26 protein-coding genes and 1 pseudogene are annotated in these 26,629 nt (G+C 73.9%); 11 read left to right on the top strand and 16 right to left on the bottom strand.

Going from position 1 to position 26,629, the window contains the following annotated elements; translation table 11 throughout:
* Positions 1-174: 174 nt before the first annotated feature.
* Together coaD and rsmD are read right to left on the bottom strand one after the other, a co-directional pair.
* A complete protein-coding gene (gene coaD / locus CIK06_RS07015; protein ID WP_095564133.1) occupies positions 175-660 on the bottom strand; it encodes a pantetheine-phosphate adenylyltransferase in 486 nt (161 codons plus the stop codon).
* Complete coding sequence (rsmD, locus tag CIK06_RS07010) at positions 657-1,220, bottom strand: 16S rRNA (guanine(966)-N(2))-methyltransferase RsmD (protein WP_095564132.1); 564 nt, start codon at positions 1,218-1,220, stop codon at positions 657-659. The genes coaD and rsmD overlap by 4 nt, the downstream gene beginning before the upstream one ends.
* Positions 1,221-1,542: 322 nt before the next feature.
* Here rsmD and CIK06_RS07005 point away from each other — a divergent pair, with 322 nt between their 5' ends.
* Positions 1,543-2,670 carry a cell wall anchor protein gene (locus CIK06_RS07005; RefSeq protein ID WP_095564131.1) on the top strand — a complete coding sequence of 376 codons (1,128 nt, stop codon included), beginning with the start codon at positions 1,543-1,545 and terminating at the stop codon, positions 2,668-2,670.
* A gap of 198 nt (positions 2,671-2,868) precedes the next feature.
* On the opposite strand, the gene recG is transcribed toward CIK06_RS07005, so the two are convergent.
* Together recG and CIK06_RS06995 are read right to left on the bottom strand one after the other, a co-directional pair.
* A complete protein-coding gene (recG, locus tag CIK06_RS07000; protein ID WP_095564130.1) occupies positions 2,869-5,175 on the bottom strand; it encodes an ATP-dependent DNA helicase RecG in 2,307 nt (768 codons plus the stop codon).
* Positions 5,172-7,019 (bottom strand): DAK2 domain-containing protein, encoded by a 1,848-nt coding sequence (locus CIK06_RS06995; protein ID WP_095564129.1) that lies wholly within the window; start codon positions 7,017-7,019, stop codon positions 5,172-5,174. Before CIK06_RS06995 ends, recG begins: the two co-directional genes overlap by 4 nt.
* A gap of 178 nt (positions 7,020-7,197) precedes the next feature.
* Here CIK06_RS06995 and rpmB point away from each other — a divergent pair, with 178 nt between their 5' ends.
* Positions 7,198-7,389 (top strand): 50S ribosomal protein L28, encoded by a 192-nt coding sequence (rpmB, locus tag CIK06_RS06990; RefSeq protein WP_093401721.1) that lies wholly within the window; start codon positions 7,198-7,200, stop codon positions 7,387-7,389.
* A 178-nt stretch (positions 7,390-7,567) separates the two neighbouring features.
* Here the strand turns inward: rpmB and CIK06_RS06985 are convergent, their stop codons facing one another.
* Both CIK06_RS06985 and CIK06_RS06980 read right to left on the bottom strand, forming a co-directional pair.
* The gene (locus CIK06_RS06985) at positions 7,568-8,035 is read right to left on the bottom strand and encodes a GNAT family N-acetyltransferase (RefSeq protein ID WP_095564128.1); all 468 of its coding nucleotides are present in this window, start codon (positions 8,033-8,035) and stop codon (positions 7,568-7,570) included.
* Positions 8,036-8,081: 46 nt separating this feature from the next.
* A complete protein-coding gene (locus CIK06_RS06980) occupies positions 8,082-9,020 on the bottom strand; it encodes a thiamine-phosphate kinase (protein WP_095567633.1) in 939 nt (312 codons plus the stop codon).
* Between the two features lie 121 nt (positions 9,021-9,141).
* Here CIK06_RS06980 and CIK06_RS06975 point away from each other — a divergent pair, with 121 nt between their 5' ends.
* Together CIK06_RS06975 and CIK06_RS06970 are read left to right on the top strand one after the other, a co-directional pair.
* Positions 9,142-9,375: an Lrp/AsnC ligand binding domain-containing protein gene (locus CIK06_RS06975; RefSeq protein WP_095564127.1), complete on the top strand. Its 234-nt coding sequence runs from the start codon at positions 9,142-9,144 to the stop codon at positions 9,373-9,375.
* Positions 9,376-10,104 carry a DUF3515 family protein gene (locus tag CIK06_RS06970; protein ID WP_095564126.1) on the top strand — a complete coding sequence of 243 codons (729 nt, stop codon included), beginning with the start codon at positions 9,376-9,378 and terminating at the stop codon, positions 10,102-10,104.
* Between the two features lie 91 nt (positions 10,105-10,195).
* Here CIK06_RS06970 and CIK06_RS06965 read toward each other — a convergent pair whose 3' ends face one another.
* Positions 10,196-11,296 (bottom strand): D-alanine--D-alanine ligase family protein, encoded by a 1,101-nt coding sequence (locus tag CIK06_RS06965; RefSeq protein WP_095564125.1) that lies wholly within the window; start codon positions 11,294-11,296, stop codon positions 10,196-10,198.
* A 229-nt stretch (positions 11,297-11,525) separates the two neighbouring features.
* Positions 11,526-11,756 (bottom strand): hypothetical protein, encoded by a 231-nt coding sequence (locus tag CIK06_RS06960; RefSeq protein ID WP_095564124.1) that lies wholly within the window; start codon positions 11,754-11,756, stop codon positions 11,526-11,528.
* Positions 11,757-12,070: 314 nt separating this feature from the next.
* Here CIK06_RS06960 and CIK06_RS06955 point away from each other — a divergent pair, with 314 nt between their 5' ends.
* Both CIK06_RS06955 and CIK06_RS06950 read left to right on the top strand, forming a co-directional pair.
* Positions 12,071-12,916 carry a helix-turn-helix transcriptional regulator gene (locus CIK06_RS06955; RefSeq protein ID WP_095564123.1) on the top strand — a complete coding sequence of 282 codons (846 nt, stop codon included), beginning with the start codon at positions 12,071-12,073 and terminating at the stop codon, positions 12,914-12,916.
* A gap of 7 nt (positions 12,917-12,923) precedes the next feature.
* On the top strand, positions 12,924-13,139 hold the full coding sequence (locus tag CIK06_RS06950; RefSeq protein ID WP_095564122.1) for a DUF397 domain-containing protein: 216 nt from the start codon (positions 12,924-12,926) through the stop codon (positions 13,137-13,139).
* Between the two features lie 228 nt (positions 13,140-13,367).
* On the opposite strand, the gene CIK06_RS06945 is transcribed toward CIK06_RS06950, so the two are convergent.
* From CIK06_RS06945 to CIK06_RS06925, 5 genes and pseudogenes are all read right to left on the bottom strand, one after another.
* The gene (locus CIK06_RS06945; RefSeq protein WP_095564121.1) at positions 13,368-14,414 is read right to left on the bottom strand and encodes an ROK family protein; all 1,047 of its coding nucleotides are present in this window, start codon (positions 14,412-14,414) and stop codon (positions 13,368-13,370) included.
* A 103-nt stretch (positions 14,415-14,517) separates the two neighbouring features.
* Complete coding sequence (locus tag CIK06_RS29840) at positions 14,518-14,721, bottom strand: hypothetical protein (protein WP_095564120.1); 204 nt, start codon at positions 14,719-14,721, stop codon at positions 14,518-14,520.
* A gap of 13 nt (positions 14,722-14,734) precedes the next feature.
* Positions 14,735-15,883: a cystathionine gamma-lyase gene (locus tag CIK06_RS06935; RefSeq protein ID WP_095564119.1), complete on the bottom strand. Its 1,149-nt coding sequence runs from the start codon at positions 15,881-15,883 to the stop codon at positions 14,735-14,737.
* A pseudogene (locus tag CIK06_RS06930) lies at positions 15,880-16,877 on the bottom strand (NAD(P)H-dependent glycerol-3-phosphate dehydrogenase). Before CIK06_RS06930 ends, CIK06_RS06935 begins: the two are co-directional and overlap by 4 nt.
* Before the next feature lie 43 nt (positions 16,878-16,920).
* Positions 16,921-17,658 (bottom strand): 1-acyl-sn-glycerol-3-phosphate acyltransferase, encoded by a 738-nt coding sequence (locus tag CIK06_RS06925; RefSeq protein WP_095567632.1) that lies wholly within the window; start codon positions 17,656-17,658, stop codon positions 16,921-16,923.
* Between the two features lie 251 nt (positions 17,659-17,909).
* Here CIK06_RS06925 and cofC point away from each other — a divergent pair, with 251 nt between their 5' ends.
* From cofC to CIK06_RS06905, 5 genes are read left to right on the top strand one after another with little or no spacing between them, the layout of a single operon-like run.
* Positions 17,910-18,554, top strand: a complete 645-nt coding sequence (cofC, locus tag CIK06_RS06920; RefSeq protein WP_232534063.1) for a 2-phospho-L-lactate guanylyltransferase — start codon at positions 17,910-17,912, stop codon at positions 18,552-18,554.
* Positions 18,555-18,576: 22 nt separating this feature from the next.
* Positions 18,577-18,774, top strand: coding sequence for a cold-shock protein (locus tag CIK06_RS30685; RefSeq protein ID WP_232534062.1), 198 nt, complete (start codon positions 18,577-18,579; stop codon positions 18,772-18,774).
* 54 nt (positions 18,775-18,828) lie between these two features.
* Positions 18,829-21,171 (top strand): RNA degradosome polyphosphate kinase, encoded by a 2,343-nt coding sequence (locus tag CIK06_RS06915; RefSeq protein WP_095564118.1) that lies wholly within the window; start codon positions 18,829-18,831, stop codon positions 21,169-21,171.
* Between the two features lie 19 nt (positions 21,172-21,190).
* Positions 21,191-22,732, top strand: a complete 1,542-nt coding sequence (locus CIK06_RS06910) for a CYTH and CHAD domain-containing protein (RefSeq protein ID WP_095564117.1) — start codon at positions 21,191-21,193, stop codon at positions 22,730-22,732.
* Positions 22,720-23,697 carry an NUDIX hydrolase gene (locus tag CIK06_RS06905; protein WP_095567630.1) on the top strand — a complete coding sequence of 326 codons (978 nt, stop codon included), beginning with the start codon at positions 22,720-22,722 and terminating at the stop codon, positions 23,695-23,697. Before CIK06_RS06910 ends, CIK06_RS06905 begins: the two co-directional genes overlap by 13 nt.
* A gap of 33 nt (positions 23,698-23,730) precedes the next feature.
* On the opposite strand, the gene CIK06_RS06900 is transcribed toward CIK06_RS06905, so the two are convergent.
* The 3 genes from CIK06_RS06900 to leuC all read right to left on the bottom strand — a co-directional run bounded on the left by CIK06_RS06900 (position 23,731) and on the right by leuC (position 26,599).
* The gene (locus CIK06_RS06900) at positions 23,731-24,324 is read right to left on the bottom strand and encodes an HU family DNA-binding protein (RefSeq protein ID WP_198348281.1); all 594 of its coding nucleotides are present in this window, start codon (positions 24,322-24,324) and stop codon (positions 23,731-23,733) included.
* A gap of 218 nt (positions 24,325-24,542) precedes the next feature.
* On the bottom strand, positions 24,543-25,130 hold the full coding sequence (gene leuD / locus CIK06_RS06895; RefSeq protein WP_095564115.1) for a 3-isopropylmalate dehydratase small subunit: 588 nt from the start codon (positions 25,128-25,130) through the stop codon (positions 24,543-24,545).
* A gap of 17 nt (positions 25,131-25,147) precedes the next feature.
* Positions 25,148-26,599, bottom strand: coding sequence for a 3-isopropylmalate dehydratase large subunit (gene leuC / locus CIK06_RS06890; RefSeq protein ID WP_095564114.1), 1,452 nt, complete (start codon positions 26,597-26,599; stop codon positions 25,148-25,150).
* Between the last annotated feature and the right edge of the window lie 30 nt (positions 26,600-26,629).

Below are 26,629 nucleotides of genomic sequence, written 5' to 3'. Positions count from 1 at the left end.
ATGATGCGTCCTCGGGTCCGGTCACCGCTGCACCCATGATGCGGTCCATCCGACCATGATGCGTCCCGGGGGCGAGAGTCGCTTCGATCGACGACGGTCCGGCGCGTCGCTTCCGGCCGGTACCGCCCGGCACCGGCCGCCCCGCCCGCCGGTCCCGCCGCCTTCGCCGGCCGATCAGTCCGGTGGCGCCGGCAGTCGCTTGAGCAGCGCCTGGTTGACCACATCCGGAACGTGCGCCGAGACGTCGCCGCCCCACTTCGCCACCTCCTTGACCAGGCTGGAGGAGACGAACGAGTAGAGCGGGTTGGTGGGCATGAAGAGCGTCTCGACCCCGGCCAGACCGATGTTCATCTGGGCCATCTTCAGCTCGTAGTCGAAGTCGCTCACGGCGCGCAGCCCGCGGACCAGCACGCCCGCCTCGTGCTCGCGACAGAAGTCGACCACCAGGCCACGGAAGGAATGGATACGGATGTTGCCGAAGGTCCTGGTGACCTCGCCGAGGAGCTCGATCCGCTCGTCGACCGTGAAGAGGCTGCGCTTCGATTCGTTGATGAACACACCGACGACGACCTCGTCGAACAACCGGCTCGTCCGGGCGAACACGTCGAGGTGACCGTTGGTGACCGGATCGAACGACCCGGAGCACACCGCACGTCTCATGATCGGCGACCGTACCAAAGGGTGGTCTCGCCGTACCGCCGGCTGCGCTCGGCGGTGATGCCATTCACCCAGGTCATCGGGGCGGATCGGGTGGACCGCTCGACCACCACCAGCGCGTCCGGGGCCAGCCAGTCGCCGCCCACCAGCGCCGCGAGCACCGCGTCGAGGTCGTCGCCGGAGACCGCGTACGGCGGGTCGGCGAACACCACGTCGTACGGGCCGTCCCCGGGACCGGCCGCCAGCACGGCGGCGACCGGCGCCGCGGCCAGTCGCACGGCGGGCGCCGCCCGCACCGCCGCGATGTTGTCCCGGATCACCCGCGCGGCGCGGGCGTCGGACTCGACCAGCAGGACATGTCCGGCCCCCCGGGAGTACGCCTCCAGCCCGACCGCGCCCGAACCGGCGTACAGGTCGACGAAGCGGGCGCCGTCCAGGTCGACCGCGGCGTCCAGCGCGCCGAACAGGGCCTCCCGGACCCGGTCGGAGGTGGGCCGGGTGCGCTCGCCGGGCGGCGCCACCAGCCGCCGGCCGCCCAGGGAGCCGGCCACGATCCGGGTCATCGGTAGAACTCCTCCTGACGTCGAGGTGACGGTACCGGTGGGGCTGGTGTGACAAAACTTCACCTATGGTGACCGTGGGCGCCGACCAATTCCACGGCCCGTATATCAAGAATCTCGAATCCATAACATCATGCTTAGCCGTGCCTGATGGTCAGCTCAAGGCAACGGTAACCGCTAGGGTCTGGCGCGTGCCGGCTGCGGGTTTGCCGGCCTACGGCGTGGGGGAGGCGCCGTCGCAGGTCGAGCCACCACCCGGCGATCGACCTCCTACGTCACCCCGCGCGCCGTGCCCTGATGCTTCCATCCCTCTCAGGAGTCACGCGTGATCCGTCCCAAGCTGTCGCTCCGGCGGCCGCTCGCCGTCGTGGGGGCCATGCTCGCCGGCCTCACGGCCGCCGTTGCGGTAGCCACCCCCGCCAGCGCTCACCACAGCGTCATCTCTGTCAAGGCAGACTGCGACACCGCCACCGGGGAGTGGGTCACGGAGTGGACCGTGAACACCGTCGCTCCCGCCGGCGTCAGCAAGTACCGCTTCGTGCAGGCGGACGCCACCAGCTACGTCGGTGAAACGGCCGCACCCTTCACGATCCCCGGCATCGCCGTGACCCCGAAGGGGAATTTCCCGAACCCCAGCGGCACCCCGCTGGTCGGCTCGGCGCGGCTGCCGGGTGACGTCACCAAGGCAACCCTCGTGGTACGCGCCCAGTGGAACAACAGGTTCACCGAGGACTCGCCCAAGAGCAAGACCATCGGGCTCAGCGGCGAGTGCAGCAAGATTGTCACCCCGCCGCCGGCAGAGGCCCTGCCCAAGGCCTCCGTGACGGCCGACTGCGACGGCAGCGTCGCGGTGAAGCTGGAAAACGCCGCCGAGGCGACCGCCGAGGCCAAGTTCACGGTCGAGGGAACCGACGGCTTCAGCAAGAAGGTGACGGTCGCGGCCGGCGAGAGCACGACGGTGACCGTACCGGCAGCGAGCGCCGACAAGGTCACGGTGACGGCCAAGGGTCAGAAGGAGCCGCTCTACGACCAGAAGCCGGAGGCCGCGACCGACTGCGTGAAGCCGGGCGAGCCCACCGGCGCCTACCAGTCGACCTGCGACAAGCTGACCTTCGAGGTCGCCAACCCGCAGGACGGCACGACCGTCGAGGTCACGTTCACCTCGAACAAGGGCGACGTCAAGAAGCTCACCGTCGCTCCGGGTGAGACCAAGACGGTCGAGTTCGACGCGGTCAAGGGCCTCACGGTCACTCCGTCGGCCGAGGGCATGGACGACGCCGAGCCGGTCGCCTGGGAGCAGCCGGCCGACTGCGCCACCGGTGGCGGCGGCCCGAGCCTGCCGGTCACCGGCGCCGCCGCCGGCGGCATCGCGGCCGGCGCGGCCCTGCTGCTGGCCGCGGGTGCCGTGCTCTTCGTCGTGGCTCGCCGTCGGCGGATCCGCTTCACCGCCTGAGCCCGGTCGCCTCGGCGCTGAACCGCCGAGCTGACGCACCCGGAGGGCGCGTCGACCACCCGGTCGACGCGCCCTCCGCCGTTTCCACGCCGAGCAGGGTCGCGGCACGACGTCGGCGCCGGTCGCGCTCCAACTTTCGCCGACGTCGTGTCGATCTTGGACGCAACGTGGCTCGGTGTCGCGGGTGGGAGGGGCGGATCAGCCCTTCTCCAGGTACCCCGCGCGTTCCTCGTCGACGAGCGCGGCCACCGACCCGGCCAGGGCGGGATGGCGCTCCAGTTCCGGATCGTCCTCGATCAGCGTGATCGCCTCGGCTCGCGCGTCCCGGATCAGGTCCGTGTCCCGCAGCAGCGACAGCAGCCGCAGGTGCGAACGACGGCCCGACTGGGTCGCGCCCAGCACGTCGCCCTCGCGGCGCTGCTCCAGGTCCAGCTCGGCCAGCCGGAAGCCGTCCGTGGTGGACGCCACCGCGTCCAGCCGATCGCGGGCCGGCGTACCCTCGGTCGCCTCGGTGACCAGCAGGCACAGCCCGGCCGCCGCTCCCCGGCCCACCCGGCCGCGGAGCTGGTGCAGCTGGGAAACCCCGAACCGGTCCGCGTCCAGCACGATCATCACGGTCGCGTTGGGTACGTCGACACCCACCTCGACCACCGTCGTCGCCACCAGCACGTCCAGGTCCCCCGCCGCGAAGGCCCGCATCACGCCGTCCTTCTCGTCGGCCGGCAGCCGGCCGTGCAGCACGCCGATCCGCAGCCCGTGCAGCGGCCCATCGGCCAGCAGCGGAGCCACCTCGGCGACCGCCATCGGCGGCCGGCGGGCCGGCTCGTCCGCCGGCGGCGGTTCCTCGTCGGCCCGGTCATCCCCACGAGGCTGCGCGCCCGCTCCGCCGCCCGTTCCGCTGCCCGTTCCGCTGCCGCCCGCACCCCCGCCCGTTCCGCCGCCCGCCTCGCCCGGCTCGCCGATCCGGGGGCACACCACGTACGCCTGGTGCCCGGCGGCCACCTCCTCGCGCAACCGGCGCCAGGCCCGATCCAGGAAGGCCGGCTTGTCGAGCGCCGGCACCACGTGCGAGGCGATCGGCGACCGGCCGCGGGGCAGCTGGGACAGGGTGGAGATCTCCAGGTCGCCGTATACGGTCATGGCGACCGTCCGCGGGATCGGCGTGGCCGTCATCACCAGCACGTGCGGCGGCTGCTCGGCCTTGGCCCGCAGCGCGTCCCGCTGCTCGACCCCGAACCGGTGCTGCTCGTCCACCACCACCAGGCCGAGGTCGGCGAAGTCCACCCCCTCGTACAGCAGCGCGTGGGTGCCGATGACGATGCCGGCCTCGCCCGAGGCCACCTCGGCCAGGGCGCGGCGCCGGGCCGCGGCGCCGAGCGAACCGGTCACCAGCGTCACCCGGGTGCCGGCGGCATCCCCGTCCAGTTCGCCGGCCCGGCCCAGCGGACCCAGCAGCTCGGCCACCCCCCGGTGGTGCTGCGCGGCCAGCACCTCGGTCGGGGCCAGCAACGCCGCCTGCCCACCCGCGTCGACCACCTGGAGCATCGCGCGCAGCGCGCAGACCGTCTTGCCGGAACCCACCTCGCCCTGCAACAACCGGTGCATCGGGTGCGCGGTCCCCAGGTCGGCGGCGATCTCCTCCCCCACGTCCCGCTGGCCGGCGGTCAGCTCGTACGGCAGCCGGCCGTCGAACGCGGCGAGGATGCCCCCGTCGCCACGCGGGCGGGGCCGCGCGGGCCAGGACGCCGCCCGGTGCTTGCGCTGCACCAGGGTGAGTTGTACGGCGAACGCCTCGTCCCACTTGAGCCGGCGGCGGGCCCGGTACAGCTCCTCCTTGCTGGTCGGCCGGTGGATCTCGCGCAGCGCGGTGCCCAGCTCGACGAGGTTGCGTCCGGCCCGCACGGTCGGCGGCAGCGGGTCCGGCGGCGGCGCGAGGGTGTCCAGCACCACCCGCACGCAGCGGGCGATCACCCAGGTCGGCACGGCCGCCGCCGCGGGATACACCGGGATCAGCGCGCCGGCGAACTCCTCGATCTCGTCACCGGCCGCCGCCTCGCCGTCGGCGGCACCCCCGCCCAGCAGCACGTACTCCGGGCCGTTGAGCTGCCGCTTGCCGCGGAACTCGGTGACCTTGCCGGCGAACAGCCCCCACCGCCCCGGCTTGAGGTCGCGTTCCCGCCACGCCTGGTTGCCGAAGAAGGTGAGCGTGAGCACCCCGCCCGACCCGTCGCCCACGGTCACCTCAAGCAGCTTCCCGCGGCGCTGGCGCATCGGGCGTACGGTCGTGCGCTGCACCTGACCCAGCACGGTGACCTGCTCGCCCACCTCCAGCGAGCGGATGTCGGTGTGCTCGCCCCGCTCGTCGTACCGGCGCGGGAAGTGGTAGACGAGGTCGCCGGCGGTCTCCAGGCCCAGATGGCCGGCGAGGGCCTTGGCGGTCTTCTCCCCGAGCAGCTTGCGCAGCGGCGTCTCCAGGGTGGTGGTCGTGGTTTCCGGCCCGCTCACTCGACACCCACCAGCAGCGGGTAGTTGGGCTGGCCACCGTCGTACACCTGGACCTCCACGAACGGCCAACGGCCGGCCAGGTACGCCCGCAGCGCCTCCGCCAGCCCGTCCGGCGCCCCCGCGCCGAGCAGCAGTGTCACCAGTTCCCCGCCGCCGCCGAGCATCCGGTCGAGCAGTTCCTGGCAGGTGCGCGCAAGATCGGCGCCGATCAGGTTCACCTCCCCCTCGACGAGCCCCAGCACGTCACCCGGGCGGCAGCGGCCGGCGACCGTCAGCGCCTCGCGGGAGGCGTGGCAGACCTCGCCGTACCGGCACGCCCCGGCCGACTCGGCCATCGCGATCACGTCGTCGTCGAAGCGTCGCTGCGGATCCCGTACCGCCAGCGCGGCGAGCGCCTGCACCGGCGAGCGGGTGGGCACGACGCTGACCCGCACCCCGTACCGGTGTGCCTCCGCGGCCGCGGCGTCCGCGACGGAACGGGCGTTCGGGTCGTTCGGCAGCACCACCACCCGTGGCGCCCCGGTGGCCTCGATCGCGGCCAGCAGCTCGCCCATCGACGGGTTGCCGCCGACCACCGCCGCACCCTCGGCCGTGAACAGCCGGGCCAGCCCGTCCCCCGCGGCCACCACCACGGTCGCCCGGTCCCGATCGGTCGGCCGGTCCCGATCGGTCGGCCGGTCCCGGCCGCCGGCCGGCCCGGTCGCCGCGGTGAGGCGGGTCACGGAGATCCGGTACGGCCGTCCCGCCGCGATTCCGGCCTCGATCGCCGCGCCCACGTCGTCCACGTGCACGTGCACGTTCCAGGTGTGCTCGCGGTCCGTCTCGGCACCGTCCGGTCCCGCGCCGCCGCGGGCCGGCCCGGGACCGTCGGCCAGCCCGGGACCGTCGGCCAGCCCGGCGCCGGCGACCACCAGCGAGTCGCCCAGTCCGGCGAGCACGGTCCGCAGCCGGTCCACCGCGGCCGGTGCGGCATCCAGCAGGTACTGCACCTCGTACTCCTGGCCGGGCGCGACCGGATCGGGCGCCGGCCCGACGGACACGGACACGGCCGGACCGGACCCGGCCGGGAGAGGGGATGCGCCAGGGTCGGCCGCCGCCGGGTCCCACGGGGCCGGGTCCGGCGCGGCCGTGTCCCGCGGGGCCGTGTCCCGCGGGGCCGGGTCCCACGGGGCCGGGCGCGGGGCCGGCGGCGTGCCGGGCGGCCGTTGGTCGGCACCGCAGACCGTCTCCACGAGGGCGTCCAGCAGCAGGCAGAGGCCGCGGCCGCCGGCGTCCACCACCCCGGCCCGGGCCAGCACCGGCAACTGCTCCGGGGTGTGCGCCAGCGCCTCGGCGGCGGCCGCGGCCGCGGCGCGGGCCACCGCCCGCAGGTCGTCGCTGTCGGCACGTTCGGCCGCCGTCGCCGCCGCGGCCGCGACGGTGAGCAGGGTGCCCTCGACCGGTGCGGCGACCGCCGCGTACGCCGCGGTGGCCGCCGAACGCAGCGCGGTCGCGAGCGCCCGGCCCCGGACCGGGGTCACCTCGCCGAGCGCCTCGGCGACGGCCCGGAAGATCTGGGCCACGAGCACCCCGGAGTTGCCCCGGGCGCCCAGCAGCGCCCCCCGGGCCATCAACCGGAGCGCCTGGCCGTGCGACAGCGGCGCGTTGCCCGCGTCCGCGCCGTCGGACTCGGCGGCCAGCGAGCGCTGCGCCGAGGCGAGGGTGAGCACCAGATTCGTCCCGGTGTCGCCGTCCGGCACCGGATAGACGTTCAGCTCGTCGATCTCCGCCTGGTGCCGGCGCAACGCGGCCAGCCCACCCGAGCACCACCGGCGGACCGCGGCGGCATCGAGGGTGTCCAGCACGCCAGCAGCCTACTAACGCACCCCGACAGCCGCCCGCCGCCGGGCGGGCGAGGGCGGGCGCGGAGTCGGGGACGGAGCCGGTTGGCCGGGGCCGGGGCGCATCGGGTAACCTGACCAGGTTGCCCAGGCAGTGCCTGCCGGCGACCTCAGGTACGAAATCAGACTTCAGGAGTATCCCGTGGCTAGCGTGTGTGACGTCTGTGGCAAGGGGCCGGGCTTCGGCCACAACGTGTCCCACTCGCACCGGCGGACCAACCGCCGCTGGAACCCCAACATCCAGTCGGTGCGTACTCCGGCCGGTGGTGGCACCACCAAGAAGCTCAAGGTGTGCACCTCCTGCATCAAGGCGGGCAAGGTCGCCCGCGCCTGACGCCTCCGGGCGTACGGAGTGAGAACCGCCGCGGTCGCTCGACCCGGCGGTTCTTCGCGTGTGCGGCCTCGGCGGGCGCGGCCTCGGCGTGTACGGCCTCCGCGTGTGCGGCCTCCGCGGGCGCGGCCGGAGCCGCCCGCGTAGGCCCTGACCCCCGCAGATCCCTGACCGGCAGTCGCTAGAGCGGACGGCCGAAGGACTGGCAGGCCTCCATCTCCCGGTAGTAGCCGAAATTCTCGATCCGCTCGTACCCGCTGGACTGGTACAGCCGGATCGCCTCGGGCTGCTGGTCGCCGCACTCCAGGATGATCCGCCTGCGGCCGTGCTCCCGGGCCGACCGTTCGACCGCGGCCAGCAGGGCCCGGGCCACGCCCCGGCCCCGGACCGCCCGCACGGTGAACATCCGCTTCAGCTCCGCGACCTCGCCCGCGTCGCCGTGGCTGCGCCAGCCGCCGCAGCCCACCGGCTCACCGCCGAGGTACGCCACCAGGAAGGTGCCGGCCGGCGGGTCGAAATCGCTCACCGCCACCGGGGTCTCGTCGCCGGTTCCGCCGTACCGCTCGCCGAGGTCGGCAAGGGCGGCGGTCACCAGCGTACGGGCCTCCGGCGCGTCGTACCGGGCGGTTCTGATCTCGATCCCACTCACCCCTGAAGCGTACGACGAGGGGCGCGACCGGCCCCGGTCGCGGCGGTCAGCGGAAGTGGTCCCAACCGGCCGGCCCGGCGTACCGCTGGCCGTCCACGGTCACCCCGCCGCCCGCACCGACCCGGCCGACCGGGCGCCAGCCGTCCGGCAGCGCGGCGTCCGCCGGGAAGGTGGCGGCCAGCGCGTGATCCTCGCCGCCGCCGAGCAGCCAGTCGTACGGATCCTGGCCGAGGGCGTGCGCGGCGTCGCGCATCTGCGGCGGCACCTCGAACGCCTCCCGGCGCAGGTCGATCGCGACCCCGCTGGCCGTCGCCACGTGCCCGAGGTCCGCGAGCAGGCCGTCGGAGACGTCGATCATCGCGGTGGCGCCGGCCCGCGCCGCCGCCGGCCCCGCCGGATACGGCACCTCCGGCCGGCGGTACGCCCCGACCAGCAGCTTCGGGGTGCGGAATCCGCGGGACAGCACGGTCAGCCCGGCCGCGGCGTACCCGGTCCGGCCGGCCAGCGCCACCACGTCGCCGGGGCGGGCTCCCGAGCGCAGCACCGGCGCCCGACCGGCCAGGTCGCCGAGCGCGGTCACCGCGATCGTGATGGTGGGGCTGGCCGACATGTCGCCGCCGACCACCCCGGCGCCCACCGTGGCGGCCTCCGCGCCCAGCCCGTCGGCGAGGCCCTCGGCCCAGGCGGTCGGCAGGTCGGGCGGTACGCAGAGCGCCACCAGCAGCGCGGTGGGCCGGGCGCCCATGGCGGCGATGTCGGCCAGGTTCGCGGCCGCCGCCCGGTGCCCGACGTCGGTGGCGCTGCACCAGTCCCGCCGGAAGTGCCGCCCGTCCACCAGCACGTCCGTCGAGGCCACCACCCGGCCGTCGGGCGCGGCCACCAGCGCGGCGTCGTCGCCCGGTCCGAGCAGGCAGGAACGGCCCGGATCCAGCCGTGCGGTGACCCGGGCGATCAGCCCGAACTCGCCGTCCTCGGCCACGCTCACCGCCGCCGCACCGCCCAACCCTCACCCACAGTTGCCTCCGCTGCCTACCGGTAATGGTCCCAGTTCGTCCGTACGGTATTTTCTCCGTCGAGCCGCTCGGCGGCGGGACGGGAGTCGGATCATGGTCCAGGCGTACATCCTCATCCAGACCGAGGTCGGCCGGGCGCGTGACGTGGCCGGCGAGATTGCCGAAGTTGCCGGTGTCGTGCGGGTGGACGCCGTCACCGGCCCGTACGACGTGGTCGTGCTCACCGAGGCGCACACGGTCGACGAGCTGGGCAAGATGATCGTCAGCAAGGTACAGATGGTGCCCGGAATCACCCGCACCCTGACGTGTTCGGTGGTACGGCTGTAGATGCGCCGGAACGCTGTGAACGAGGCCGAGGCCGGGGCCGGGTCCGAGGCCGAGGCCGGGGCCGCGCCGGACGCCGAGGCGGGGGCCGGGACCCCGACCACGTCCGAGGCGGGGACCGGGACGCGGGCCGGGTCCCGGACCGGACCGGACCGGACGAGCCGACTGGCCGCGCTCTGGGCCACCGTCGTCGCCGTGCCGGTCACCCTCGCCGTTGGCGCCGCCGTGCTGTCGGCCCTGCCGCGGGATACGGCCGCGCCGTCCCCGTCCGCGCCGGCGTCGGAATCGGCCTCGGCGAGCCCTCGGCCGCAGTCCAGCGCGCCGGTGCAGATGGCCGCGCCGGCCCTCGACCCGTACCCGACGACGCGGTGCCGGCTGCTCACCTCGTCGCTGCCGGCCCAACTGCGGGACCTGGCCCGCCGGCCGGTCACCGCCGGATCCGAGCAGAACGCCGCGTACGGCGATCCGGCGCTGACCATCGGCTGCGGGGTGCCACCGGCAACGGTGCCGCCGACCGAACAGGTGTGGAACGTCAACGGCGTCTGCTGGTACCCGGTGGAGCAGACCGACGCCGCCGCCACGTTGACCACCGTCGACCGCGAGGTGCCGGTCCGGGTGACCGTGCCGCAGACGTACGGGCCGGCGTTGCAGTGGCTGTCGTCGATCTCCTCCGCCGTCCGGGACGCGATATCGCCGCGCTCGGGATCGGTGCCCAGCGGCTGCTCCGGCTGAGACCGCACCGCGGGCCGAGCCCCGTTCCGGGCCGGATCCGGGCGGGCCGGTGCCGAGCGGGCCGGTGCCGAGCGGGCCGGTGCCGAGCGGATCAGTGCAGGCCGGTCCCGCGGTACTGCGCCGTGCGGATCAGCCTGTTGACCAGCTTCGGATACTCCAGGCCGGCCGCCGCCCACATCCGGGGGAACATCGAGGTGGACGTGAAGCCCGGCATCGTGTTGATCTCGTTGAGGTACACGTCCAGTTGGGGCGTGAGGAAGAAGTCGACCCGGGCCAGCCCCGCGCAGTCCAGCGCGGTGAACGCCCGGCAGGCGTAGTCGCGGATCTGCGCGGTGACCCGGTCGGGCAGGTTCGCCGGGATGTCGTACTCGCACGCGTCGTCGAGGTACTTGGCCTCGAAGTCGTAGAAGTCGTGGTCGCTGACCACCCGCACCTCGGCCAGCAGGGACGCCTCGGGCGCCCCGCCGGTCTCCCCCTCCAGCACCCCGCACTCGATCTCGCGCCCCGGGATCGCGCCCTCGATCAGGACCTTCGGGTCGATCTCCCGGGCCGCCGCCACGGCGTTGTCCAGGTCGGCCCAGTCGGTCACCCGGGTGATCCCGAAGGAGGACCCGGCGCGCGCGGGCTTGACGAACACCGGCAGCCCGAGCCGGTCCCGGTCGGCGTCCGAAAGGGTCATGCCCGCACGCAGCACGGCGTACGGGCCGGACGGGATGCCCTCGGCGGCGCAGAGCTTCTTGGTGAACTCCTTGTCCATCGCCGCCGCCGAGGCGAAGACGTTGGACCCGACGTACGGGATGCCGGCCATCTCCAGCATGCCCTGGATGGTGCCGTCCTCGCCGTACGCGCCGTGCAGCACCGGGAACACGACGTCGACGCTGGCCAGCGCCGACGGACCGGCGGTGGGGTCGAGCACCATGATGCCGTTCCCGGTCGGGTCGGCCGGCAGCACCATGGCCGAGCCGGTGGCCGGGGTGATCTCCGGCAGCCGGCGCTCGGCGATCGCCAACTCCCTCGGGTCTGCGCTGGTCAACACCCACTTGCCGGCACGGGTGATACCGACCGGCACCACCTCGTACTCGTCGGGGTCGAGGGCGGCGATCACGCTGCCCGCGCTCACCGCTGAGATGCCGTGTTCCGGGCTGCGGCCCCCGAAGACGACGGCGACACGGGTCTTGCCTGGGCTGCTCACTCAGCTCACCTTTCGTTCGCGCGGCCGCGGCCGGACGGGCCGGACGCCCGTACGCCTGCTGGGCCGGTGCGTTTCGGGTGACCCTACTCCGCGGGCACGACCGGGGAATCGGACCGGTAGACCGGCTGAGCCCGGCCCCCCGACGGGCCAACCCACCCGGACGACGTGCCGCAGGGGCGTTTAACCAACGGGAGGGCCGGCAAACCCGCCGTACCGGGACCGCCGCGACTCAGACCGGATGTCCGGATTGTTTGCGGCGGCCCACCGCGAGCACCTTCACCCGTTGCCGGCCGGCCCGGACCATGCCCAGCGCCATGAACGCGCCGGCGATCCGTTCGGCGGCCTCGCGGTCGGTGGCGCCCACCACCTGCCGGCGGCGTTCCGGCGCGGCCCGCTCGTCCCGGCCGTCCTCCCGGATCGGCCGGACGTCGGTGAGCACCACGAGAAACCGGGTCACCACGGTGCACCTGCGCCGACCGCGGCGCCGGCAACGGCCGGCCCGGCGGAGTCCGGCCGGTGCAGGATTCTGGATCGGGCGCTGGTCGAGGTCATCGTCGATCCTTCGGGTGCGCGGCGAACGGCACACGGCGACCGGGTACGGGGAGGCCCGGCCACCGTGCACCTCGTTTCCCCCTATCACTCAACACCACCGTCCACACGACCACTGGCGATGAGGATGCGCCTAAAACACTGATGCATGGGAAAACGTGAATGCAAATCTCACGGCGATTCTCTCATGCGTGCATTCCCGTACATCTATGCCAGGATCGGCCCATGGCACCGAAGACAGCCCGCGCCCGCCGGCTCGGCTTCGCCCTCCGCTCGTTGCGCGAGGCGGCCGGGCTCACCCTCGAAGAAGCGGCAGACGAGATCAACAGCACCCGCAGCACCCTGTCCCGGTACGAGAACGCGCAGACACTGGTCAGCCCCGCCACCGTACGCGCCCTGCTCTCGCTCTACGGTGCCGGCGAACAGGAGACGGCCGCCGCGGTCCTGCTGGCCCGGGAGATCCGCATACCGGGCTGGTGGCAGTCCTACTCGGACGTACTGGACCGGCGGACGCTCGACTTCATCGCCCTGGAATCCGAGGCGACGGCCATCGCCAACTTCGAACCCTGCGTCGTACCGGGACTGTTGCAGACCGCCGACTACATCAGGGCGGTCATGCGCGGGGCACCCAACACTCTCTCCGACGGCGCGGTCGAGCAACGGGTACAGGCCCGACTCAGCCGCCAGCAGCGGTTGACCGAGGCCGAACCGCCGCTGCTGGACGCCATCTTCGACGAGGCCGCCCTGCTGCGGCCGGTGGGCGGCCCGGACGTGCTCGCCGCGCAGCTCAACCAGCTTCTCAAGATCGCCGAACTGCCGAACGTCACCCTGCAGGTGGTGCCGCTTGCCGCCGGCTACCACCGGGGCACCGGCGGCTCGCTGCACATCCTCGAATTCGCCGATCCGACGGACCCCATCCTCGCCTCGGTGGAGACGGTCGCCGGACAACTCACTCTGGACCGTCCGGCGGACCTGCGCACCTGCACCAAAGTCATGGAAAACCTGCGGGCCGTCGCACTGAGCCCGGACGCGAGCCGGGACCTGATCGCCCGCCTGGGGAAAGGACGCTGACGTGTCAATGACCACCTCCCGCCCGGACCGGTCCGGCTGGCGCAAGAGCAGCCGCAGCGGTGACAACGGGGCCTGCGTCGAGGTCTCGCTCGCGCCCGACCGGGTCGGCGTGCGCGACTCCAAGGACGTCGCCGGACCCGTGCTGCGGTTCCCGCCCGGCGCCTGGTCGGCGTTCGCCGCCGCGCCGCCGACCGGGCCGACGACCGCGCCGGCGAACCGCTAGCAAGCCCGCACGCCGGTCAACCCGAAGCCGGCACACCTCGGACGCCGGTCAACCCGAAGCCGGCGTCCGGCAGGGCAGGCGCCAACGCCGGTGGACGCCCTGCCCGGTGGAGTCGCCCCGCCCTGGTGACTCCGCCCCGGCTCCGCGCCGCTTCCCCGGCGCGGAGCCGGTCACCGGTACCGGCGCCGTGTCGATCGCGGCGCCGGGTGGTCGGTCACGGGTCCGGGCTCAGCCCCGCGGGGTGGCCGCGGCGCCGCCCAGGTCCGTCATGGCGGCGATGGCCACGCCGCGGGCGCCGGCCGCGTCCAGGTCGGGCACCAGGGCGAACCGGGCCACCGCGGCCTGCTCGGTACGCAGTCGCGTGTGCCGGCGCACCTCGTCGAGGAACCAGTCGCCGAACTCCGGGGTGGCCTCCACCACCCCGCCGCCCAGGAAGTACGCGTGCGGGTCGGTGAAGTTGGCGGCCAGCGTGAACAGCCGGCCGAGCGCCGCCGCCTGCTGGCCGAAGATGCGCAGCGCCATCTCGTCGCCGGCCACGCCGTACCCGCGGACCTGCTTGGCCGCCTCCACCGTCGGGCCGAGGGCGGCCAGCGGGTGGTCGGGATAGCGGCTCAGCCAGTACGGCAGCAGGTTGCGGACGATGCCGGTCAGCGAGGCGATGCTCTCCACGTCACCGACGAAGCCGCAGGCACAGACCGGGATGGGCTGGTCGGTTTCGAGCAGGTCGGTCATCGGCAGGTGGACGTGGCCGAGTTCGCCGGCCATGCCGACCGCCCCGGAGATCACCCGCCCGTTCTCCACCAGCCCGCCGCCCAGCCCGGTGCCCACCACGACCGCGACCGAGGACCGTTCGCCGGCCTGCGCCCCGAACAGGGTGTGGTGCGCGTAGAGCGACGCGGCGTTCCCGTCGTTGTGGTACACGACAGGCAGTCCCAGCCGGTCCTGCAACGCGCCCCGGAAGTCGAATCCCCGCCACTCCGGTTCGGAGAAGTTGGTGGAGCCCTTCGAGGAGATGACGCCGTCCGCGCTGGCCGGACCGGGCGAGTCCAGCCCCACCCCGAGCACCGCGTCGCGGCTCAGCGCCACGCTGGCCAGCGCCGCGTCCATGGCCTCGGCCAGCGCCGTCACGGCCGCCACCGGGCCGTCGTGCACGCGGCTCGGCGTCTCGACCATCCGGTCGGTCAGAAACCGCCCGGCCGAGTCGAGCACGGTGGCGTTGTTGCTGGTACCCCCGTTGTCGAGGCCGACGACCACCGGTAGCTGGACGTTGCTCATCGCTCCACCCTCCCACCGCTGCCGGACCCACCGTCGTGAGCCGAATGCTAGTGGCCAGATCGGCGGGAGGAGCCCGCTGTCATCGCTTTGCGCTGCACAACGGTCAGCCGCGCCGGCCGGTCAGCACGGTCGCGCCCAGCTGCGCGTCGTGCCGGACGTCCGGCACCAGCCTGGACCGCAGCAGCGCCCGGCGCAACTCGTCGACCTGGCCGTCGGCGGCCTCCACCAGCTCCGCCTCGTCCTCGGCGAAGACGCAGCCGGCCGACCGGAGCCGGCCGACCAGGTCGGCCCGGTCCGGGTCCGTCACGGTCGAAGGCCCGTCACGGTCCGTCGTCCGGCGGCGCGACGGCGTCCAGCGCGGCGCTGACGTCCGCGAGCAGGTCCGCGGTGTCCTCGACGCCGCAGGAGAACCGCACGAATCCGGGCGAGGTGTCGTCCCCCCACTGCGCCCGCCGGTCCGCCGTGCTGTGCAGACCGCCGAACGAGGTCGCCGCGAACACCAGGCGGGAAGCCTGCAGGAACGCCGCCACCCGCTCCGCCGTGCCGAGGTCGAAGCAGAGCAGGCCGGGCATCCGCCGCAACTGGGCGCTCGCCACCGGGTACGCCGGGTCGTCCGGCAGACCCGGCCAGCGCAACCCGGCCACGTCCGGCCGGGTTGCCAGCATGGTGGCCACAGCGGCCGCGTTGGCCGACTGCCGGGCCAGCCGCAGGTCCAGGGTGCCCAGCGAGCGATGTGCCAGCCACGCGTCGAAGGCGCCTGGTACGGCGCCGGTCACCGTCCGCCAGCCGCGCAGCCGCCCGATCAGGGCCTCGTCCCGGCTCGCCAGGTAACCCAGCAGCAGGTCCGAGTGGCCGGTCAGCGCCTTTGTGCCGGAGGCCACCACCAGGTCGGCGCCCAAATCCAGGGGCCGCTGGCCCAGCGGCGTGGCGGCGGTGTTGTCGACCGCGAGCAGCGCGCCGGCGGCCCTGGCCCTGGCGGCCAGCTCCGGCACGTCGCACACGTCCAGGCCGGGGTTCGCCGGGGTCTCCAGCAGGACCAGCCGGACGCCCGCGAGATCCGGGTACGGCCCGGCGGTCGGTACCAGCCCGACGTCCACCCCGAGTTCCCGCAGGGTGTCGGCGGCGAACGCGCGTACCGCGAAGTAGCCGTCCGCGGGCAGCAGCACCCGGTCGCCGGGGCGCAGCAGCGACAGCAACATCCCGGTGATCGCGGCCTGGCCGCTGGCGAACGCCAGGCAGGTGCCGCCCTCCAGCTCGCCGATGGCCTGCTCCAGCCGGCGGCGGGTGGGATTGTCCGGCCGGCCGTACTGGTCCGGCGCCGCGGCCGGGCCGGCCACCGGGTCGAGGTGGTACGGCGCCGCGAAGACCGGTCCGGGCAGGAACGGTTGGCCCGGCCCCGGCTCGGGCAGCCCGGCGTGCACGCACCGGGTGCCGTCACCGGGCGGCACGGATCCGCCGGGCCCGGTCATTCCGGCTTCGGCGAGCGGGCCATCAGCGCGGCCATCGCCACCCGCGGGTAGACGCCCTCGTGACAGACCATCTCGACCTGCTCGGTGATCGGCATCTCGACCCCGTGGCTGCGGGCCAGGTCCCGAATGGACAGGCAACTCTTCACACCCTCCGCGGTCTGTCGGGTGGCCGTCTGCGCCTGCTCCAGGGTCTCCCCCGGCCCAGGTGCTCCCCGAACGTCCGGTTCCGGGCCAGCGGGGAGGAGCAGCTCGCGACGAGGTCCCCCATCCCGGCCAGGCCGGCGAAGGTCAGCGGGTCGGCGCCCAGCGCCACCCCCAGCCGCGCGGTCTCGGCGAGCCCCCGGGTGATCAGCATAGCCCTGGTGTTGTGCCCCAGCCCCATCGTGGTGGCCATCCCGTACGCCAGCGCGATCACGTTCTTGACCGCCCCGCCCAGTTCCGCGCCGATGACGTCGTCGTTGGTGTACGGCCGGAAGTAGGGCGTGGCGATGGCCCGCTGCACGAAGGTGGCCCGGTCGATGTCCGAGCAGGCCACCACCGTCGCCGCCGGCTGCTCGTCGGCGATCTCCGGCGCGATGTTCGGTCCGGAGACCACCGCGACCCGGTCGACGGCCACCCCGGCGGTCTCCACGATCACCTCGCTCATCCGCCGGGTGGTGCCCAGCTCGATCCCCTTCATCAGGGACACAAGCGTGGCGTCCGGGTCCAGATACCCGGCCCACTCGGCGAGGTTGCCGCGCATGGTCTGGGACGGCACGACCAGCGCGACCAGATCGGCGCCCGGAATGGCCACGGCGGGATCCGTGGTCGCGGTCACCCGCTCCGGCAGGCGCCGGCCCGGCAGGTACTCGGGGTTCATCCGGGTGGACCGGATGGCGGCGGCCACCTGCTCGCGGCGGGCCAGGATCCGCACGTCCCGGCCGGCGTCGGCGAGCACCTTCGCGAACGCCGTACCCCAGGACCCGGCGCCCAGGACGGCGGCGTGGCGGCTCATGCCCGCTCCCCACTGCGCCCGCGCAGCCACCCGCTGCGCCCGCTCACGCGGCACCGCCCTTGGGGCGCTGGGCCGCTGTGCCACCGGCGCCCCGGGACCACAGCGGCGGCGGCTCCTCGACACGCAACTGCGCCACCAGGTCCCGGACCCGCAGCATGATCTCGTCGGTCATCTGGTCCAGGGTGGCCCGGCTCGGGCTCGCGCCGGCCCACCTGCCGAGGTCGACCGGTGGGCCGGCGGTCACCCGCATGGGCAGTCCCGGCCGCAGGTCGAGCTTCTTCGTCCGGGGATCGAAGATCCGTTCCGGCCCCCACATGGCCATCGGCACGACCGGCGCGCCGGTGGCCAGCGCGAGCCGGGCCGCGCCGGTCTTGCCGCGCATCGGCCACAGGTCCGGCTCCCGGGTGGTGGTGCCCTCCGGATAGATCACCACCGCGTCACCGGCCCGGACCGCCGCGACCGCCTGGTCGAGCGACCGGGCCGCGTCCACCGAGCCCCGCTCGACCGGGATCTGCCGCACCTTGCGCAGCAGCCAGCCGACCACGGGCAGCTTGAAGACGCTCGCCTTGGCCAGGTACTGCGGCCAGCGCCCGCTGTCGTAGACGTAGTGCGCCGAGATCAGCGGGTCGGCGTGCGAGATGTGGTTCGGCACGATGATCACCCCGCCGGTCGCCGGCAGGTGCTGCTGGCCGGACCACTCCCGCCGGGTCCACACCACCAGCATCGGCTTGACCATCAGGACCACGAGTCGTCGCCAGAACCCCAGCCTGCGCCGCGCCACCATGCCTCCTCGTCGTGCCCCTGCACCGGCGCCGTCGGCGGCACCCGCAGCGGAAATCATGCCTGCTCGGCCCCGGCGTCGGCCAGCGAGGGGCCGCCCCGGCCGGCCGGCCGGGCCACCATATCGGCAACGACCTTTCCCACCCATGGAACAAGACGGATAAAAGAACCAGATGAGTGCAGGCCTCCGCGTACCGTCGCGCACACGGACGCCGCGCGGACACCCGTCGGGCGGGCTGGCAGGATTGCCGTGTGAGTGAGCCGATCTGGACGGCGGTGCTGGCGGTCAAGCGCCTCGACGCGGCCAAGAGCCGGCTGCGCGGTGCGCTCGACGGGGTCGCGCACGAGCAACTGGCGCTGGCCCTCGCCCAGGACACCGTCACCGCAACGGTGGCCTGCACCGATGTCGCGCACGTGCTGGTGGTCACCGACGACGACCGGGTGGCCGGAGCGTTCGAGCCGCTGCCGGTACGCCTGGTGCCCGAGGGCGGTGAGGGCGGGCTCAACCGCGCCCTGTCGCTCGGCGCGGAGCTGGCCGACGGGCAGCCGGTGGCCGCGCTGGCCGCCGACCTGCCGGCGCTGCGGCCGGTCGAACTGGCCGCCGCGCTGCGGGCCGCCGCCGCGGAGCCGCCCGGCCGGCGCTTCGTCACCGACACACCCGGCACCGGCACGGTGCTGCTCACCGCGTCCGCGGGCGTACCGCTGGATCCCCGCTTCGGGGCCGAGTCCGCCGAGACACACGCATCGTCCGGGGCGGCGCCGCTGCGCGGTACCTGGCCCAGCCTGCGCCGGGACGTGGACACCGCCGCGGACCTCGCCGCCGCCGCGGTGCTCGGCCTGGGTCGGCAGACGGCGGCTCTCGTCGGCCGGTTGTACGCCACGGCGCTGGACGGCTGACCCGCCCGGTAGGGTTTGTCGCATGCAGGGCACGGTGGCCAGCTTCGACCCGTCCAGCCGGTCGGGAACGCTGCTGCTCGACGACGGCACCCGGCTGGACTTCCCGCCCGCCGCGTTCGACGCCTCGGGCCTGCGGCTGCTGCGGCTCGGCCAGCGGGTGCACGTCGAGCGGACGACGGACGGCCAGGTCAGCCGGGTGGCGATACCCACCATGCAATGATCAACCCCGGTTGAGTTCATGTTTCGTTAACCCCCATCGGGTGATGATGGTCCGGTGACGTCCGACAACGGCAGTTCGGGAACGCCTCCCGCGAACGGTCAGCCGGCGGCCGGCTCCCGCTGGCGTGGGCCGGACGGCCGGTTCCGCAGCCTGCCCGTCGCCAACGACCCGACCGGGCCGGACCCGACCGGCACGCCGGACCCGACCGAGCCCGACCCGACCGAGGCGCAGCCGGCGGGCGCGGGCGGCCCGGCCGGCGCGACCGCACCGACCGGCGAGATCCCGATGCCCGCGGACGACCTGCCGCCGCCTCCCGCGCCGCTGCCGGAGGACCGCTTTCTCAACCGGGAACTCTCCTGGCTCGACTTCAACGCCCGGGTGCTGGCGCTGGCCGAGGATCCGGGCACCCCGCTGCTGGAGCGGGCGAAGTTCCTCGCCATCTTCGCCAGCAACCTGGACGAGTTCTACATGGTGCGGGTCGCCGGGCTCAAGCGGCGGTTGCAGGCCGGGCTGCCGGTCCGCGGCGGCGACCAGATGCCGCTGCGCACCCAGCTCGAACTGATCGGCGAGAAGACCGCGCACCTGGTGGCCCGGCACGCCCGCTGCTTCGTGCACGACGTACAGCCGAAGCTGGCGGCCGAGGACATCCATCTGCTGCGCTGGGGTGACCTGCCGGACTCCGAGCGGGAGCGGCTGCGCGTCTACTTCCGGGAGCACATCTTCCCGGTGCTCACCCCGCTCGCGGTCGACCCGGCGCACCCCTTCCCGTACATCTCCGGCCGGTCGCTCAACCTGGCCGTCGCGGTACGCGACCCGGACGGCGGCCCGCGGTTCTTCGCCCGGGTGAAGGTGCCGAACAACGTCCCGCGGTTCGTCCGGGTGGAACCGGAGGCGCCGGGCGTGCGGTTCCTGCCGGTGGAGGATCTCATCTCCACCCACCTCGGCCAGTTGTTCAGCGGGATGGTGGTGGACGAGTGTCACCTGTTCCGGGTGACCCGCAACGCCGAGGTCGAGGTGGACGAGGACCGCGACGAGGACCTGTTGCAGGCCCTGGAGCGGGAACTGGCCCGCCGGCGGTTCGGCCCGCCGGTACGCCTCGAGGTCGACGCCTCGATCACCGACCACGTGCTCGAACTGCTCGTCCGCGAGCTGGACATGGACAGCCACGACGTGTTGCGGGTACCCGGCCTGCTGGACCTGGCCTCGCTCTGGCAGGTCTACGAGGCGTGCGACCGGCCCGACCTGAAGGACCGCCCGTTCGTGCCGGCCACCCACCCGCGGCTGGTCGAGGGCGAGGTGCCGCGCAGCGTCTTCGCCACCCTGCGCGACGGTGACGTGCTGGTGCACCATCCGTACCACTCGTTCTCCACGAGCGTGCAGCGGTTCATCGAGCAGGCGGCCGCCGACCCGAACGTGCTGGCCATCAAGCAGACCCTCTACCGCACCAGCGGCGACTCCCCGATCGTGGACGCGCTGATCGAGGCGGCCGGCGCCGGCAAGCAGGTGGTGGTCCTGGTCGAGATCAAGGCCCGCTTCGACGAGCAGGCCAACATCGGCTGGGCCCGGGTGCTGGAACGGGCCGGCTGCCACGTGGTCTACGGCCTGGTCGGGCTGAAGACGCACTGCAAGACGGCGCTGGTGGTCCGGCAGGAGGGCAACCAGATCCGGCGCTACTGCCACATCGGCACGGGCAACTACCACAGCAAGACCGCCCGGCTGTACGAGGATTTCGGCATGCTCACCGCCGATCCGGCCGTCGGCGCCGACCTCACCGACCTGTTCAACGTGCTCACCGGGTACAGCCGGCAGACCGGCTACCGGCGGCTGCTGGTGGCACCGCACGGCATCCGGGCCGGCCTCATCGAACGGATCGAGCGGGAGATCGAGCACACCCGGCTGGGCAGCCGCGGGCTCGTGCAGATCAAGGTGAACGCGCTGGTGGACGAGGAGATCACCGATGCGCTCTACCGGGCGTCCCGGGCCGGTGTGCAGGTCGACCTGCTGATCCGCGGCATGTGCACGCTGCGGCCGGGGGTGCCGGGGCTGTCCGAGCACATCAGGGTGCGCTCGATCCTCGGCCGGTTCCTGGAACACTCCCGGGTCTTCCGGTTCGGCAACGGCGGCGCGGCCGAGTTCTGGATCGGCTCGGCGGACCTGATGCACCGCAACCTGGACCGCCGGGTCGAGGCGCTGGTGCAGGTCACCGACCCGGTGGCCCGGGCCGAGCTGGACCACGTGCTGACCACCGCCATGGGCGAGGACGTCGAGACGTTCGAGCTGGCCGGCGACGGGAGTTGGCACCGCCGCACCAGCGGCCCGGACCGGCCACTGGTGCATTTGCAGGAGGCGCTGCTGCGCCGGGTCGAGGGCAGCAGCACCGCGCCGGCGGCCGGCTGAGACCGGGACGGAGCCGTCGATGCTGGAGGAGGAACGCAAGTACGAGGTCGGCCCCGGCTTCGTGCTGCCGGGGCTGGACACGGTGCTGCCCGCGGGCACCCGGCTGGTGCCGCGCCGGCCGGCAACGCTCACGGCCACCTACCTCGACACCCCGGACCTGCGGCTGGCCCGCGCCGGTGTCTCGCTGCGGCACCGCGACGGCGATGAGCTGCCGTGGACGGTGAAGCTGCCCACCGGCACCACCGGGATACGGATCGAGGTGTCCCGCCCGGGACGCCCGGACGCCGCGCCGGACGCCGCACCGGACGATCTGGTGGCGCTGGTGACCGCGTACGCCCTGGGCGCCGAACTGGCCCCGGCGGTGCTGGTCCGGACGGTGCGGCGGGCGTACGAGGTGCGGGACGCCGCGGACCGGTCGCTCGCCGAGATCGCCGACGACGCGGTCGAGGTGCTGGCCGGCGGGCGGGTCACCGCGACGTTCCGGGAACTGGAGGTCGAACGCACCGGCGGCGGGCGGGACCTGCTGGACCGGCTGGAACCGGCGCTGCACGCCGCCGGCGCGCGGGACGGTGGCTTCGTGCCCAAACACGTCCGCGCGCTGGGACCGGGCGCGGCCGGACCGCCCGACCTGGTGCCGCCCGGCGACCTGCCGGCCCGGCCCACCGCCGGGGACGTGGTGACGGCCGCGATCCGCCGCGAGGTGGCGCGGGTGCTGCACCACGACCCGCTGGTACGCCTCGGCGAGCCGCTGCCCGGCGGCGACACCCCGGTGCACCAGCTACGGGTGGGGTGCCGCCGGTTGCGCAGCGACCTGCGGACGTTCGCACCGCTGCTGGCTCCGGGGTTCGGCGAGCCGCTGCGGGCCGAGCTGCGGTGGTTGGCCGGGGTGCTGGGGCCGGCCCGGGACGCCGAGGTGCTGCGGGACCGGCTGCGCCGTACCGCAGCCGCCGACCCGGGCAGCGGGCTGGACACCGCGGCCGTGGACCGGCTGGACGCGCTGCTGGCGCGGCGGCAGGAACGGGCGCTGGCCGGGGTCGCCGAGGCCCTCGCGTCGCCCCGCCACGTCGCCCTGCTGCGGGCGCTCGTGGCGGCGGCCCGGGAACCCCGGCTCACGCCGGCCGCCGCGGACCGGGCCGGCGAGGTCCTCCCCCGGCTGGTCGGCAAGCCGTGGCGGCGGCTGGTGTCCGGCGACGGGGACCGGCCGGGCGCCGGTGAACTGCGACCGCTGGACCCGGACCGCCGGTGGCACGCCGTGCGGATCAACGCCAAGCGGGCCCGGTACGCCCTCGACGCGGTGGCCCCGGTGCTCGGTGGCGGCCCGCGCCGGCTGGCCAAGGCGCTGGCCCGGGTGCAGACGCTGCTGGGCGAGCATCAGGACGCGGTCGTCGCCGGGCAGACCTGGCTGGACCTGGCCGGCGAGATCCGCACCGACCACGCGGCCGCGGTCACCGCGGGTCGGCTCTTCGAGCGGGAACGGGCCGCCGTCCGCGCGGCCCGGGACGCCTTCCCGGCGGCGTGGCACCGGGCCACCCGCCCCGGCCGGACGGGTTGGCTGCCGTGACCACCATCCGCGCCGCGGGCGGCGTCGTGCACCGGCGGACCGCCGGGCGGACCGAGGTGTGCCTGGTGCACCGGCCCCGGTACGACGACTGGTCGCTGCCCAAGGGCAAGCTCGAACCCGGTGAGCACCCGCTGGTCGCGGCCGTGCGCGAGGTGGCCGAGGAGACCGGCCTGCGGGCCGTGCCGCAGCTGCGGCTGCCGGGGGTGCGGTACCGGCGGGACGGGCGGCCGAAGGTGGTCGACTACTGGTCGATGCGGGCGGCCGGCGGCGCCCGGTTCCGGCCGCACGCGGAGGTGGACGACCTGCGCTGGCTGCCGGTGGCGCAGGCAGCCAGGCTGCTCAGCTACCGGCACGACCGGGACGTGCTGCGGGCCTTCGCGGCGCTGCCGGCGGTCTCCTGCGAGCTGACCGCGGTACGGCACGCCAGCGCGTACCGGCGGGGGACCTGGACGGGTCCGGACGACGCGCGTCCGGTGGATCCCGGCGGGTGGCGGCAGGCCGCGGCGGTGGCGCCGCTGCTGGCGCTGGCCGGACCGGTACGCCTGCTGTCCGCCCCCGCACGGCGCTGCGTGCAGACCCTCGATCCGCTCGCCGGCCTGCTGGACCTGCCGATCGAGGTGGACTCGGACCTGGGCGAGCCGCGGCCCGGCCAGGACGCGCAGGAGCGGGCGCTGGCCACCGCGGGCCGGCTGGTCGAGTTGGCCGCCGAGGGCCGGCCGGTGGCGGTGTGCAGCCAGGGCAAGGTGTTGCCGCGGGCGCTCGACCTGCTCGTCGCGACCGCCGGCACGGGGCCGGGGCGGGACGGACCCGAGCGCAACGGCCGGGTCGGCCCCCGGCCCCGGCGGGACTCCCCGCATGAAACGGCCAAGGGCACCGGCTGGTTGCTGGCCTTCGCGGGCGACCGGCTGGTCGGTGCGGACCGGCTGACCCCGGTACGGCGTGGGGACGGCCACCCGCTCGGGTGACCGCCCCCACGCCACGCCTGGTTCGGCGCCGCCTCAGCGCCGGGCCGTCTTCTTGGCCGGTGCCTTCTTGGCGGTCGTCTTGGTGGCCTTGGCCGTGGTCTTCTTGGCCGTGGCCTTGGTGGCCTTGGTGGTCTTCGCCGGCGCCTTCTTGGCCGCCGACCTGGCGGCCGTCGACTTGGCGGCCGTCGACTTGGTGGCCGTCGTCGTCTTCTTCGCCGCGGTCTTCTTCGCCGCGGCCGTCCTGGTGCCGCCCGACGCCTTCGTCGCCTTGCTGGCGGCGGACCTCGCCGGAGCCTTGGTCGCCGTCCGGGTTCCTCCGGCGGTCTTCTTGGCCCCCGTGGCCTTCGGCACCCGGCCGCTGGCCACCATCTCCTTGAACCCGGTGCCCGGCTTGAACGCCGGAACCGATGTCTTCTTGACCTTGACCGGTTCCCCGGTACGCGGATTGCGGGCTGTTCGCGCGCCGCGTTCCCGCTTCTCAAAGCTTCCGAAGCCGGTGATCGCCACCTTGTCGCCCTTGGCGACCGACGCCTGGATCTCCGCAAGGACCGCGTCGAGCGCCGCCGTCGCGGTCTTCCGGTCTCCGAGACGGTCCGCGAGCGCCTCGATGAGCTCGGCCTTGTTCACGACTTCCTCCTGATGTGCAACTGGACTCAACGCGAGCCATTCTGCGCGCACCGTATGCCCTGTGACCCGCGGAAACAAACATCTGCTCCAAAAAAGCCCTTGTGTCGCAACGAATTCTCGCCGCGTGGGCCGGGACATGAGGCTGGAAGGCGTGGCTGGGCAGGCGAATCGGCGGTCGCGGGCGGCGCCGGAAACACCGCCCGCGACCCCCTGAGCCGCTACACCACGGCGGGGAGGAATCCCGGTCGGGTCTGCTCGAAATCGGTGATCAACGATTCATGGCGAAGGGTGAGTCCAATGTCGTCGAGCCCTTCGAGCAAGCGCCACCGACTGAACTCGTCGAGCGGAAATGCCCATCGATCCGCGCCTGCGCGCACCTCACGCAAGATCAGATCTACCGTCACAGTCGCCGATGGATCGCTTTCCGTGAGGTCCCACAATTGCTCGATGGCGGCCAATTCCAGCTCGACCGGCAGCAGCCCTTCCTTGAGCGCGTTGCCCCGGAAGATGTCGCCGAAGCGCGGCGCCAGAACGGCCCGGAAGCCCCAGTCCCGCAACGCCCACACGGCGTGCTCCCGGGACGAGCCGGTGCCGAACTCGGGGCCGGCGATGAGGATCGAGGCGCCGGCCCGGGCCGGGTCGTTGAGCACGAACCCGGGATCCTGCCGCCAGGCGGCGAACAGGGCGTCCTCGAACCCGGTCCGGGTGACCCGCTTGAGGTACACGGCCGGCACGATCTGATCGGTATCCACATTGGAACGCCGGAGCGGCAGTGCCGTTCCGGTGTGCACGCTGAACTTGTCCATCTCAGTCCCCTCGACGTCTACAGGTCCGTCGGCGCGGCCAGCCGGCCCAGCACCGCGGTCGCCGCGGCGACCGGCGGGGACACCAGGTGGGTACGGCCGCCCCGGCCCTGCCGGCCCTCGAAGTTGCGGTTGGAGGTCGACGCGGAGCGTTCACCGGGCCGCAGCGTGTCCGGGTTCATGCCCAGGCACATGGAACAGCCCGCGAACCGCCACTCGGCGCCGGCGTCCAGGAAGACCTTGTCCAGCCCCTCGGCCTCGGCCGCCTCGCGGACCGACGCGGAACCCGGCACGACGAGCATCCGGACCCCGTTGGCGACCCGGTGCCCGCGCAGCACGTCGGCAGCGGCCCGCAGGTCCTCCAGCCGGCCGTTGGTGCACGAGCCGACGAAGACGACGTCCACCGGCACCGAGCGCAGCGGCGTACCGGGGCGCAGGTCCATGTACTCCAGCGCCCGCTGGGCCGCCGCCCGGTCCTCCGGGCTGTCCATGCCGGCCGGGTCGGGCACCGACCCGTGCAGCCCGATGCCCTGGCCCGGGTTGGTGCCCCAGGTCACGAACGGGCTGATCTGGCTGGCGTCCAGGTGCACCTCGGCGTCGTACCGGGCGTCCGGATCGCTGGTCAGGCTCCGCCAGTACGCGACGGCCTCGTCCCAGGCCGCGCCGGTGGGCGCGTGCGGACGCCCGCGCAGGTACGCGAAGGTGGTCTCGTCCGGCGCGATCATCCCGGCCTTGGCGCCCCACTCGATGGACATGTTGGCCACCGTCATCCGGCCCTCCATGGAGAGCCGGCGGATCGCCTCGCCGCGGTACTCCACCACGTACCCGCGACCGCCGCCGGTGCCGACCTGGGCGATGAGGGCCAGCACGAGGTCCTTGGCGGTGACCCCGGGGGCCAGCTCGCCGGTGACCGTGACCGCCATCGTCTTCGGCCGCTGCTGCGGCAGCGTCTGGGTGGCCAGTACGTGCTCGACCTCGCTGGTGCCGATGCCGAACGCCAACGCGCCGAACGCGCCGTGCGTGGCGGTGTGTGAATCACCGCACACGATGGTCATGCCCGGCTGGGTGAGCCCGAGCTGCGGGCCGATGACGTGGACGATCCCCTGCTGTTCGTCGCCGAGGGCGTGCAGCCGGACGCCGAACTCCGCGCAGTTGCGCCGCAGCGTCTCCAGCTGGGTCCGCGAGGTCAGGTCGGAGACGGTCAGCAGGTCGCCCCGGCGGGCCGAGGCGCCGGGGTCGGCGTACCCGGTCGGGGTGTTGTGGTCCTCCGTGGCCACCGTGAGATCGGGCCTGCGCACCCGCCGCCCGCTGGTGCGCAGCCCGTCGAACGCCTGCGGGCTGGTGACCTCGTGCACCAGATGCAGGTCGATATAGAGCAGTTCCGGCTCGCCCTGCGCCGCGCGTACGACATGAGCGTCCCAGACCTTTTCGGCCAGCGTCCGCGGCGCCGGCGTAGGTGTGGCTCCCACCATCTGGACATCCTAAAGTTTGGGAGGTAAATT

Origin of the sequence: Plantactinospora sp. KBS50, from assembly GCF_002285795.1 — a bacterium.
Taxonomy (GTDB): Bacteria; Actinomycetota; Actinomycetes; order Mycobacteriales; family Micromonosporaceae; genus KBS50.
The sequence above is the reverse complement of the archived record's forward strand: the minus strand, read 5'-3'. Positions and strand labels throughout refer to the sequence as shown.